The organism is Tunturiibacter gelidiferens (assembly GCF_014201335.1).
Taxonomy (GTDB): domain Bacteria; phylum Acidobacteriota; class Terriglobia; order Terriglobales; family Acidobacteriaceae; genus Edaphobacter; species Edaphobacter lichenicola_E.
On sequence record NZ_JACHEB010000001.1, the window covers coordinates 635,397 to 647,181 of the forward strand.

The 11,785-nt window shown below is 57.9% G+C and carries 11 protein-coding genes; 5 read left to right on the forward strand and 6 right to left on the reverse strand.

The window, feature by feature from the left end; translation table 11 throughout:
• The first annotated feature begins 77 nt into the window (after positions 1-77).
• Positions 78-1,445: a DUF3863 domain-containing protein gene (locus HDF14_RS02630; protein ID WP_183973239.1), complete on the forward strand. Its 1,368-nt coding sequence runs from the start codon at positions 78-80 to the stop codon at positions 1,443-1,445.
• A 203-nt stretch (positions 1,446-1,648) separates the two neighbouring features.
• Positions 1,649-2,413: a glutaminyl-peptide cyclotransferase gene (locus HDF14_RS02635; protein ID WP_183973241.1), complete on the forward strand. Its 765-nt coding sequence runs from the start codon at positions 1,649-1,651 to the stop codon at positions 2,411-2,413.
• Positions 2,414-2,482: 69 nt separating this feature from the next.
• On the opposite strand, the gene HDF14_RS02640 is transcribed toward HDF14_RS02635, so the two are convergent.
• Entirely contained in the window at positions 2,483-2,989 is a 507-nt protein-coding gene (locus HDF14_RS02640; protein WP_183973243.1) for a hypothetical protein, read from the reverse strand.
• A gap of 468 nt (positions 2,990-3,457) precedes the next feature.
• Between HDF14_RS02640 and serA the strand changes: the two genes are divergently transcribed.
• Positions 3,458-5,080 carry a phosphoglycerate dehydrogenase gene (serA, locus tag HDF14_RS02645; RefSeq protein WP_183973245.1) on the forward strand — a complete coding sequence of 541 codons (1,623 nt, stop codon included), beginning with the start codon at positions 3,458-3,460 and terminating at the stop codon, positions 5,078-5,080.
• 84 nt (positions 5,081-5,164) lie between these two features.
• Positions 5,165-5,545, forward strand: a complete 381-nt coding sequence (locus HDF14_RS02650; protein ID WP_183973247.1) for an FmdB family zinc ribbon protein — start codon at positions 5,165-5,167, stop codon at positions 5,543-5,545.
• A gap of 25 nt (positions 5,546-5,570) precedes the next feature.
• Here the strand turns inward: HDF14_RS02650 and HDF14_RS02655 are convergent, their stop codons facing one another.
• On the reverse strand, positions 5,571-5,912 hold the full coding sequence (locus HDF14_RS02655; RefSeq protein WP_183973249.1) for a hypothetical protein: 342 nt from the start codon (positions 5,910-5,912) through the stop codon (positions 5,571-5,573).
• 424 nt (positions 5,913-6,336) lie between these two features.
• Here HDF14_RS02655 and HDF14_RS02660 point away from each other — a divergent pair, with 424 nt between their 5' ends.
• A complete protein-coding gene (locus HDF14_RS02660; RefSeq protein ID WP_183973251.1) occupies positions 6,337-7,728 on the forward strand; it encodes an APC family permease in 1,392 nt (463 codons plus the stop codon).
• 10 nt (positions 7,729-7,738) lie between these two features.
• On the opposite strand, the gene HDF14_RS02665 is transcribed toward HDF14_RS02660, so the two are convergent.
• The 4 genes from HDF14_RS02665 to gatB form a co-directional block, all read right to left on the reverse strand.
• Complete coding sequence (locus tag HDF14_RS02665) at positions 7,739-8,194, reverse strand: nucleoside deaminase (RefSeq protein ID WP_183973253.1); 456 nt, start codon at positions 8,192-8,194, stop codon at positions 7,739-7,741.
• Between the two features lie 2 nt (positions 8,195-8,196).
• Positions 8,197-8,496, reverse strand: coding sequence for a DUF6496 domain-containing protein (locus HDF14_RS02670; protein WP_183973255.1), 300 nt, complete (start codon positions 8,494-8,496; stop codon positions 8,197-8,199).
• 76 nt (positions 8,497-8,572) lie between these two features.
• Positions 8,573-10,054: a hypothetical protein gene (locus HDF14_RS02675; RefSeq protein WP_313899464.1), complete on the reverse strand. Its 1,482-nt coding sequence runs from the start codon at positions 10,052-10,054 to the stop codon at positions 8,573-8,575.
• A gap of 179 nt (positions 10,055-10,233) precedes the next feature.
• Entirely contained in the window at positions 10,234-11,730 is a 1,497-nt protein-coding gene (gene gatB, locus HDF14_RS02680; RefSeq protein ID WP_183973257.1) for an Asp-tRNA(Asn)/Glu-tRNA(Gln) amidotransferase subunit GatB, read from the reverse strand.
• Between the last annotated feature and the right edge of the window lie 55 nt (positions 11,731-11,785).

Sequence of the window (11,785 nt, forward strand, 5' to 3'; positions counted from 1 at the left end):
TCACCACAAAACGGGTGCCCACGTCCGGACTCTCGGACGTGGGCTTTCAGTATCCATGGAAGACAGAAAATCTAAATATGGCAAGGGACGCCGCTTACAGCAGACGAGAGTTTCTAATCGGTGCCACCGCCGCGGCCTCAGGCGCGCTCACGGCGCAGAGCGCAATGGCGTTCGGGGCGAGCACTTCTGCTTTGCGCGGACGATTCCTGACCCATGTCTCAGTCGTGCGGGTCAACCAGATCGAAGTAACGCCGACCCGTTCGATCGGAGAAGACGAAGCTCCGGACAACAGCCCGGCCCATATTCGTTCACGAAGAGAAGCGTTTGCCAGAGGGTGCCCCGAAGGGAGGATGACGTGGGCGGTAAGCTGGCTGGCCTTAAACGACAACCGGCAGGAGTACAAAGACGCGCGCCGGCTTCTGGCGTCGTATCACGATCGCTATGGCGACGAGATCACCTTCATTCCGGGCGGCTACTTTGCACCCATGTATGACACGCGAGCGCATAACCGGGAGACTATTCACAAGGCGTTGGGCTTGATCTCCACCATGGTCGGCGGCAAATATCGACCAGAGTGCCTCGTCGCGGGCTTCATGGATGCCGAAAACCAGAGATACCTCGCTACGGAAGAGGGCATTCATGTTTGCCAAGGGCAGATCTGGAGCCAGCACGGGATTGACCACGGTGATGGCGATGGCGGCATCTGCTATCCGTACTATCCAAGCCGGGAGCACTATCTGAAACCGGCACAGGGAGCGGCCGACTTCATCGACTGCGTGTGCCTGGATGGCTGGACCTGCGACTTTCTAACCGCACGACGGGAGGGCTTCGAGGGCGGCTATAACAGCCGACTCGGCGTGGGTCCAATCGAAGCTGTGGGAAATCTCGGCACGGAAGTAGGCCGTAGAGAGATGCTGGATACCACGGCGGCGCACTTTGACCGAGGCCACGCTCTGAATGGATTTGGATGGGTTACTGCGATCTGGGAGGTGTCCATTGGGCACGACGAGGATCTGACCTACTGGCTGCAGGCCATCAAGGACAGGTGGCCAGACACCAGCGTGTTGACCGAGGGTGAGTTCGGCCTGAAGTGGCGCGAGCACACTCCAAGCAACGCCTTGCTAAACTATCAGTTCGATGCTCGAGGAACCGGCGCTCCAGGGTCGGAAAAAGAGTTGGAGATCGAGTGGTACATGAATCGCGAGTTTCGTTTGGCGCTGCTGCGAAACTGGGAGAAGAACGAGTCACCAAAGGTCATCGACTTCACGCGCTACGACTTGCCGGCGCACGAACCGCAGACTCTGCAACGGGAGTGGAGCTTGATGAATGTGCTGAATCAGAAAGGCACGCGGCCGCAGGATAAGCCCCAGCGTCTGGGGCAATTGACAGCGGAGGATCAGCGACGGATATTTGCGCGGTATCCGGAGCTCAAGAAGCTGAAATAAAAAAATACCCTCTGACTGTGCGGCGAAGCCGGTACACAAGTCACGAAGTGACCGCCCCACGCGCAGTGGGCCCGTCCGGCAGGACATTGGCCGTTAAGTCACAGAAAAATCGTGTCAAGCCCCCAATCGTTCTAAACCCAGATCAAAAGCCACATGAACGTGGCGCATTAGTTTAGAGGTAAACTCTGCGATAGCCAGCCCAAATGTTCTCGAAGATCTTCATCCGGTCCGCACTCTTCCTCGCACTCGCCGTCAACGCCTTCGCCGCCCCCGTCTACACCTACAAAGTCATCGCAAAATATCCGCACTCCACCGACAGTTACACCGAAGGCTTTTTCTACCTCAACGGCCTCTTCTACGAAGGCATCGGCCTGAACGGTCACTCCGGCATCGTAGTGACGCAGCCCGAGACCGGCACTCCAGTCCAGCGGTTCGATCTACCCTCGAAGTACTTCGGCGAAGGCATCATCGACTGGGGACCGAACCTCCTGCAATGGACCTGGCAATCCCACACCGGCTTCGTGCTTGATCGCTTCTCCCTCCGCATCGTGAGCCAGTTTCACTACAGCGGCGAAGGCTGGGGCATCACGCGCACCGCAAAGGAACTGATCACCAGCGACGGCACCGCCACCCTCCGCTTCCGCAACCCTAACACCTTCGCCGAAACCCACCACATCATCGTCAAAGACGGTCCCAAAACCATCGACCAGTTAAACGAACTCGAATACATCAAAGGCGAAATCTACGCCAACGTCTGGCACTCCGACCGCATCGCACGCATCTCGCCCACCGACGGACACATCATCGCCTGGATCGACCTCACGGGTCTCCTCCCCACCGACCAGCGCGTCAACGAAGAGTCAGTCCTGAACGGCATCGCCTACGACGCAAAGAAAGACCGCCTCTTCGTCACCGGCAAGCAGTGGCCCGCAGTCTTCGAAATCAAAGCCGTACCGAAATCAAAGTAGTTCTCCTTGCCGGTACCAATGCCAAGAAGGCGGCAACACCCGTCATGAGTGTCACGCAAACGACTCACATCACGCATTGAGATCGGAACAGTGCAAGACGTACGATCCTGATTCAACCGAATCGGTGCCGGGCACGTTTTGATAGCTAACTTCAGAAATATCGCCCGGGTACGAGCTGAAATCGGTCAAGTCGGCGAAGATTCTGTTCACACGCCATCGGTGACCGAGGTCGTGGGGGTGATTAGCAGTGCAAAGGGGCGGCTGCAGCCGAACTTCGCCAGTGACGTAGTAGCCCTCCGGACACCCTGGCGGAAGAGGAATCCCCAGAAATCCTCCCTCTTCCGATATGGCCTTGATACCGAAGTCAAGTATGCAAGCCGCCCCCTGTTCGGGGTCCTGCGAGACGTAAATGACCTCGGCATTCACACGGTAGTAGTTATTAGCGATCAGCAGTGCGGACTTCGTCCTTTCCACGGTCTGAGTTAGCAGAACATCAGACCAAAATTCGGTTGCGAACCAATCGAACTCTTCACCGACGTGGAGTTCTGGTTCACCATCGCCGATGACAACGCGCAAGTAGTGCAGGTTTCATTCAAGGTTCATGGCGCACTCATTCTAGTTGATGACGAATGTTTGAATAATCGGTCCCGAGTCGCACAGCTCCGTGTCTGAAGTCGGCTCCTCGTTGACAGTTGGTAGTATCGGCGGTTGAGAGCGGGGCGACCCTGAAATAAGTGTCAAGCCCCTAAATCCTCTAACTCCATACCAAACAACCACATCCCCGTGGCGCATGAGTTCCACTCAATCCCGTAAAATAGAATCAGCATAGAAAAATTAGCCCTTTTGCAACTCAACAGCGACAACAACCGCCGTAACTCCTTTCATTGGACGAATTTAGCCGTAACCCATTTAGATAGACGAATTTAGCGACCAGCCCCCTCTCTATCTAAATGAAAACAAACAACTTGTGCGCGGGTAATGGGGAGGGGGGACCCCCTCCAACGACCAGTCGCAGTGAACAGACACCGAACGCTGAGGTCAATTTTGAAGATCGTTCTCGCTGAAAAAGTCTCTCCCGCCACACTCGCAGTCTTCCAACAGGAACCCGGCTGGCAAATAGTCACCCCAGACCAGATCAAAAACGGACTAGCCGCTGAGCTATCCGACGCCGACGCCCTCGTTGTCCGCTCCGCCGTCCAGGCCGACGCCAAGCTTCTCGAGTCCGCTCCCAAACTCCGAGTCATCGGTCGCGCCGGCGTAGGCGTCGACAACATCGACACCGACGCCGCCACTCATCGCGGCATCGTCGTCATGAACACCCCCGGCGCCAACGCCGTCGCCGTCGCCGAGCTCACCCTCGGCCTCATGATCTCCCTCGCCCGCGCCATCCCCCGCGCCAACTCCACCATGCACGCTGGCAAGTGGGACAAAAAATCCCTTCAGGGCCAGGAGCTCCGCGGCAAAACCCTCGGCATCGTAGGCCTCGGACGCATCGGCCTTGAGGTCGCACGCCGCGCCGCCAGCTTCGGCATGAACATCATCGGCTATGATCCCTTCGTCGCCCCCGTCATCGCCCGCGAGAACAACGTCACCCTCGTTCCCATCGACGACATCTTCAAGGCCTCCGACTACCTCACCCTCCACGTCGGCCTCACCACCCAGACCGAAGGCCTCATCAACTCGACTTCGATCAAGATCATGAAGAAGGGCATCCGCATCATCAACTGCGCCCGCGGCGAGCTCATCGTCGAGCAGGCCCTCGCTGACGCCATCAAATCCGGCCATGTCGGCGGCGCCGCCCTCGACGTCTTCCACCAGGAGCCGCTCAAAGAGTCACCCTTCTACAATCTCGACAACGTCATCCTCTCCCCCCACATCGCCGGAGCAACCGACGAAGCGCAGGAAGCCATCGGCATCCAGCTTGCCATGCAGGTCCGCGACTACCTCAAGCTCGGTGTCGTCCAGAACGCGGTCAACCTCCCTTCGCTGTCGCACGAAGAGTACAAAGAGATCGCTCCTTACATCGAAATGGCCGACCGCCTCGGTCAATTCCTCGCCCACGCCACTCCCGGCAACCTGGAAAACATCCAGATCTCCTACACCGGCCGAATCGCTGCTGGCAAAACCGACCTCATCCGCAACGCCGCCATCGCCGGCATCTTCAGCAGCGCAGACGGCGGCAGCACCGCCAACCGCATCAACGCCGCTGCTATCGCAGCCGAGCGCGGCATCCGCATCCAGGAAGATAAAAAAGAGTTCACCCCAGGCGGCGCAGGTTCAGTCCTCAAGATCGTGCTCCACTCCTCCGACGGCGACGCCAGCGCCTCCGCAACCGTTCTCCACGGAAACTCACCCCGCCTGCTCAGCTACGACGGCATCGACATCGAGGCCCCGCTTCACGGCACCCTCGTCGCCATCCGCAACCACGACGTCCCTGGCGTCGTCGGCCGCATCGGCACCATCCTCGGCGAGCAATCAGTCAACATCGCCAACTTCGCTCTGGGCCGTGCCCACTCCAACCACAGCCAGCGCGTACCCCACGGCCAGGCCCTCGCCGTCGTCCAGATCGACGTTCCCAAAGCCTCTTCCGCCACCGCAGCCGTCGATGCTCTGCGCAGAGTAGAAGCCATCGCCAGCGTTCGACTCATCGAACTCGGCAAACTTTAACGCTCCAACAACCGACGAGGCCTGAAAACGCATCTTCAAGCCTCGTCCCGCATCCCAATAAGTAAGAGACAGAGAAAGAAAGCCATGCCGCTCTACGAATACGAATGCACCACCTGCCACAAGCACACTGAAAAGATCCAGAAGTTCTCCGACCCAGAGATCACCGTCTGCCCTCACTGCGGCGGCCACCTCGAGCGCGTCATCTCCGCTCCTGCCGTCAGCTTCAAAGGTGGTGGCTGGTACGCCGACGGCTACGGCAACGCCAAACCAAAGTCCTCCGGCGACAGCAACGGGTCAGGATCAAGCACCAGCGACTCCAAATCCGGTGATTCGAAGTCCGGCGACTCAAAGTCTGCCTCGAAGTCGAGCACCGACTCCAGCTCCTCGGGCAGCAGCTCCCCGGCGACCGCTCCGTCTACCCCAACAGCAGCGCCTGCAGCTTCCTCGTCGTCAGACAAGAAGTAGCCGCGCAGGCGCTCCCAGCTTCGGTCTATGGCAGTGGCTTCAGTTGAATCCCTCTAACCAGTTCGCTCGAGACCGTCTCTGTGCTCTCCGCTCTCATTTTGACGACCTCTGCTCTCTTCTCGGGCGAGCCATACACCTTGGCAAGAACTGGCTCGGCAAGATCTGCGGACGTATCCAGCGCGGCCATATTCTTGAAATTAACCACGTACATTACGTCCCACTTATCCGGCCCCTCATAGTTAACTGAAGTGAATATCTCGTAGCTCGTGATGATACCCGCTGCTTTTTCAGCCTCGAAAACCTTGGGCGCATAAGCAAACGCTTCGAAAAACTCCTTAGTCTTCCCCGGCAATATTCGGAGCTTCACAGCCCGAGCGACTCCGACGTGACTGTAATACTGTTGAGCCAACCCGCTGAGCGGAGCAGCAGAAAGTACCAAAGCGACGAAACAACGTGCGAACGCCTTCATGGTCGTACCTCATCTATTTTGTATTTGGAGCTGCGCGAAAGACTACTCCACTTGTCAAGCTTCCGAACACCATAATTCGGCCGCTTCACGCGTCGAATTCGTCCAGAAATCCCAACATCTCCAGCAAAGCAACCACTGTCATCAATTAGCCACTTTCACCCTCTTCACGTCGCCCAAGAAGATACTGCTTCGCGCTTAGGTCATCTTCAGCTATCCTCTGTCTAAATTCCAGTCATAGCTCCACTCAGCCAATAGCTTTGCCTCAGGCATTAGCATCCGCATCTTCATCGCTGTTCCCATCGCGCAAGAAGGGTCAAGCCAAATGGAGCAAACAGTCGCAGCTATCTCCGAGTCGAAAGCTCCATCGGGCCTGCGCATCAACATTCTCTCGCCGACGGAAACCCTAGCTCAATCCATCTCCACGATCGCTCCTACAACGACTCCGACGATGACGATCCCTCTCGTCTTCGCCCTCGCGGGCAACGGAACCTGGCTCGCTTACCTACTCGCAACAGTTGCCGTGCTGCTCATCGCCCTCTGCATCAGCCGATTCGCTCGCCACACCTCCTGCTCCGGAGCTCTCTACACCTACGCAACCTCAGGCCTTCCTCCCTTCGTAAGCGGCATCGCCGGTTGGGCTCTCCTTCTCGCCTACATCGCAACAGGAGCAGCAGTAGCCGGAGGCTTCATCAACTACGCGAACGTCTTCCTCATCGCCCTCTTCGGACGTACCGCTCCGACAACCATCCTCGGCCTGCTCTGTGTCGCCGCAGCCACCGCGATCGCCTACCGCGACGTCCAGGTCTCCGCGCGCCTCATGCTCTGGATCGAAGCCCTCTCCGTCCTCTCTATCACCATCGTCGTAGTGCTCCTCCTCTGGCACAACGGCCTCCACATCGACCGCCCGCAACTCCACCTCAGCGGAGTCTCTCCCACCGCCGTTCGCCTCGGCGTAGTCCTAGCCCTCTTCAGCTTCGTCGGCTTCGAGAGCGCCACCACACTCGGCCACGAAGCCGTCAACCCACTTCGTACCATCCCTCGCGCCGTCATCCAGTCCGCCGTCTTCTCAGGCCTCTTCTTCATCCTCTGCGCGTACGTCGAAACCCTCGGCATGTCTGCAGCCCATCAGGATCTTGGTACCTCAACCGCACCACTGAGCGTCCTTGCGAACCTGGTCGGCGTGAGACCACTCGGTCCACTCATCGACTTCGGCGCGCTGGTCAGTATGTTCGCCTGCACCCTCGCCTGCATCACCGCGGCCGCCCGCGTGCTGATGCGCATGGCCCGCAACGGACTCGCCCACCACCATCTCAGCACCACCCACCAGAAGAACGCCACCCCCAGCTCCGCCGTCCTCCTCACTGGCCTCTTCACTGCGCTCCCCGTCTGCGCTCTCACTGCCCACGGCATCTCCGGCATCGACATCTACGGCTGGATGGGTTCGCTCTCGGTCTACGGCTTCATGACCACCTACGGCCTCGCCGCAATCGCTCTCCCGATATACCTCAAGCGCAACCGCACTCTTACCCCCGGCACCATCGCACTCTCCATCTCCGCCACACTCGCCACCCTGCTTGCACTCGCCGGAACGCTCTATCCTGTACCCGCCCCACCCCTCAACTGGCTCCCCTACTTCTACCTCGCCTACCTTCTCTGCGGAATCGCATGGTATTTCATCACCCGCAACCGCACCCCTCAGCTCTTAACCAGCTAACCCGAGCAAATCATTCCTCGCCGATATCTTCATTCCAGATCTCCGGTTTCTCCGCGATAAAACCCGTGAGTAGATCCGAACACTCCTGCGAATCAAGATCGATCACCTTCACCCCAACCTCTTTCAGCCATTCCACCCCGCCGGCAAAGTTTCTGCTCTCCCCCACCACCAAAGTACGAATCCCAAATTGCCGAATCAATCCGCTGCAGTACCAGCAAGGCGCAAGCGTCGTCACCATGATCTTGTCCTTGTAAGACCGCTGCCTTCCCGCCCGACGAAATGCATCCGTCTCTCCATGCACCGACGGATCGTCCTGTTGCACCCTTCGATTTCGTCCCGAAGCCAGCAGCTTGCCATCTCCATCAAACAACGCCGCACCGATCGGAACACCACCCTCACTCCGACCGGTGCGAGCCTCTTGAAGTGCGACCTCAAGCATCGCCTGAAACCTTGCAACGTCCGTCATTCCTAACCTTTCTTGGGTGGTGGCGGTACCTTCTTGCCAGCCCTCCGCGCCTCCGACAAACCAATCGCAATCGCCTGCTTCCGACTGGTTACTTTCTTGCCACTGCGACCACTCTTCAACGTGCCCTTCTTCATCTCTTTCATCTCAGTCTCGACGTTCTTACTCCCCGAAGGACTGTACTTTCGCGTCGAACTCTTCGTCGTCGCTTTCTTCGCTACCTTTTTCGCTGGGGTCTTCTTTGCTGCAGACTTCTTTGTTGCTTTCTTACTCGATGCCTTCTTTACTGCCTTCTTCGTTGCCATGGTTTTGCCTCCTAGTTCTAAGAGGCAACAACATAGCTTCAACGTTGCATCAACTCCGAATCGAATCCAAACGCAGTCACTGCCTCCGCCGTCGCCTCCACACCACAATTCCACCAAGCGCTACCAACGCGGTCGCTCCAATCAATCGCAACGTCATCTTCCGTATCCACGAAGGCGTCCGCTCAAGCGAACCATCCTGCCACCCCGCATGCACAGCCTCTAGGTCGGCAGCCAGCCCAGGAATTGTAATCAAATTAAAGTCTGTAACGGGCAGCGACCCAAAGATCCGCGCGGGAGATGGCGGCGCTCCACTCCGGTCCTTCGGTATCGCAAGCATCATCGCATTCGCTTCGGCGTCGCGAGGATCATCAAATAGCGCTGCATCCGCCGTATTCGGAAACAGCGTGTCTTGTCCGGTCATCTTCTTCTCAATCGCAGCCACGCCATCCTGACACACACCTAGCGGATAGTACCCACCAAACGGAAGATCGGGCCGCGACAAATGCTGATGCACGTACATGATCAAGAACTTCCCTACCAGCCGTGTCACCTCGATCGCATCCGCATCGCGATATTCATGCGCATGACGGCCCAGCACCCACGCCTGATCCAGCGTGTCCATCGTGCGAAACTCCGCCCTGCCATCAATGCCGAAGTACCAACTCACATCTGCATTCACCTTCGGTCCGCGAATCTCCCACTCATATTCCGCGTGGCTCACCGGCACCAGCAGCGACCGTTTCGTTCCCGGAATCGCGATCTGGGAGTTCACATAAAACGGCATCATTACATCCTGCCCCTTGTAATGAAAGTGGCCGAAGTTTGCGAAGTATCGCGAGTCGAAAACCGTGACCGTATGACCCGTCCGCATCAAAGCCTGCATCAGCGCCTGTGGAGTCGTCGCTGTCTCACCGCCGACCTCAGCAGTCACAGTCGCCGCGCCATCCAGCGCATTCAGTCCCAGACGATTTAACACATCGGCCAGCCGTTGACTGTCCGCATGCATCGGTGCAAGCTTCGGATTCGCTACATCCCCCTTCACCACCCCCGCGCCCATCACAGTCACCAGCGTCGCGTTCGAAATCCCGGGCAGCGTCGACGGCTCATTCAGACTCACAGTCTCCACCTTCTCAGGCGAGTAGCTTCCCAGGTCCAGATACTCCGTAATCAAACCTTTGCCGGCACCCGTTGTCCAAGTCTCCGTCGGCGCGCCTGAAGGCGTTCCTGGCGGCGTGTCTGGATGCTTGACCACACGTGTGATCACCCCCACCGTCGGATTAACTTCTTGCATCGTCCACCCCGGAAACCGGTCCAGCGCCTGCCAATCCTTACCCAGAATCAGCTCCCGCAACTTCTTCATCAGCGCCGGTGTCATCAACGCCGGCCCCTTCTTACCACCCTCATTGAGCCGGGCCAGCATGGCGTCGGTAAACCCAGGCGTGGCGGAGAGCTCCCGCATCATCTCCGAAAGCAGCACCGTGTTCGCCGGCATCGGCTCCTCCGGCACAACATACGGAGCCTCGCTCCGGCAGCCGAACAGGGCAAGCAAAACGCTCACACACACTCCACGACGAACATTCCTGGACAACAAAGGACGCTTGCGCATCCGCCCATTAAACGCTACGCCACGCCGCGCGCAAGAACTTAATTGAACTCGACAATACTAGATCGGTTGGCACTACGGAATCGCGGCTTGAATGTAACGCTATCTGAGCGACCAAGTTAACGGGGCTCAACTCACCCAAGCTCATCCAGCTTTTTCACCACTAACTCATTCAGCAACGCCGGATTCGCCTGCCCCTTCGACAGCTTCATCACCTGCCCAACAAAGAACGCAGCCACGGTCTTCTTCCCTCCGCGATACTGCTCCACCTGCTTCGCATTCCCGGCGATCACCTCATCGATCATCGCCTCAATCGCGCCCGTATCCGAGATTTGTTGCGGCTTCTCCCGCTCATATACAACTGGAAAATCCTCATTCTTCTCAAACGCAGAATCCAGCAGCTGCTTCAGCATCTTGCTAGACAGCTCACCCGACTCCGCCAGGTCTGCCGCCATCACAACGCCTTCCATCGACACCGGCGACTGCTCCAACTCCAGCCCAGCCGCACGCAAACGCATCGTCAACTCGCTCGTCAGCAAGGCGGCCACACGCCGCGGGCTCTTCGCCTTCTTCGCTGCCGTCTCAAACCGATCCGCAAACTCCCTCGTTGCCGTCAGCGTAGCCGCATCCTGCGCCGAAATCTCATACTCCGCAATCATCCGCGCCCGCCGAGCCTCAGGCAACTCCGGCAGCATCTTCAAAATCTCCGCCTGCCACTCCGCACCAACCACCAGCGGTGGCAGATCCGGTTCCGGAAAATACCGGTAGTCATGCGCCTGCTCCTTACTCCGCATCGAGTAGGTTCGCCCCTCAGCGCTATTCCAGAGCCGCGATTCCTGCACCACCCGCCCACCGTCTTCTAACACGCCAATCTGCCGTTCGATCTCGTACTCCACTGCCGCGCGAATGTAACGGAAGCTGTTGACGTTCTTCACCTCGGCCTTCGTCCCAAACTCTTTCGCGCCTTTCAGCATCACACTGACGTTCGCATCGCAGCGCAGCGACCCCTCTTCCATGTTGCAATCGCTCACGCCGGTATAAAGCAGAATCTCCTTCAGCTTCGTCAGGTACTCGAACACCTCATCTGCCGTGCGCAGGTCAGGCTCACTGACAATCTCCACCAGCGGAGTTCCGCACCGATTCAAATCGATATAGGTCTTCGACACCGAATCCGCGAACCCGTCATGAATACTCTTCCCCGCATCCTCTTCCATGTGCAGCCGAGTCACACCTATCCGCTTCGTCACCGCAGCGCCCGCAGCATCAAACGCGGGCACCTCAATCCAACCATTCTCCGCAATCGGCTTATCGAATTGCGATATCTGATACCCCTTGGGCGAGTCCGGATAAAAATAGTTCTTCCGCGAAAAAATACTCGTCTCGCGAATCTCGCAGTTGATCGCCTTCGCCGCCAGCACAGCAAACTCCACTGCCCTGCGATTCAAAACCGGCAGCGCGCCCGGCAACCCTAAACAAGTCGGACAAACATGCGTATTCGGATCGCCACCATACTTATTCACGCAACCGCAAAAAGCCTTCGACGCTGTCAAAAGCTGAACATGAACCTCCAGCCCAATCACAGGCTGGTACTTGGCAAGAATCTCAGGCGTAATCTGCGTCAAAGTAGGCATTTTCACCTTTGATTCTAACAAGCGCGTGCAACTCTCGCAGCCGATGCCTTCTACA

Bases quoted from the DNA above. Each gene is read 5' to 3' on its own strand.
- HDF14_RS02630 (WP_183973239.1), top strand. From the start codon at position 78: ATGGCAAGGGACGCCGCTTACAGCAGACGAGAGTTTCTAATCGGTGCC.
- HDF14_RS02635 (WP_183973241.1), top strand. From the start codon at position 1,649: ATGTTCTCGAAGATCTTCATCCGGTCCGCACTCTTCCTCGCACTCGCC.
- HDF14_RS02650 (WP_183973247.1), top strand. From the start codon at position 5,165: ATGCCGCTCTACGAATACGAATGCACCACCTGCCACAAGCACACTGAA.
- HDF14_RS02660 (WP_183973251.1), top strand. From the start codon at position 6,337: ATGGAGCAAACAGTCGCAGCTATCTCCGAGTCGAAAGCTCCATCGGGC.
- HDF14_RS02665 (WP_183973253.1), bottom strand. From the start codon at position 8,194: ATGACGGACGTTGCAAGGTTTCAGGCGATGCTTGAGGTCGCACTTCAA.
- HDF14_RS02670 (WP_183973255.1), bottom strand. From the start codon at position 8,496: ATGGCAACGAAGAAGGCAGTAAAGAAGGCATCGAGTAAGAAAGCAACA.
- gatB (WP_183973257.1), bottom strand. From the start codon at position 11,730: ATGCCTACTTTGACGCAGATTACGCCTGAGATTCTTGCCAAGTACCAG.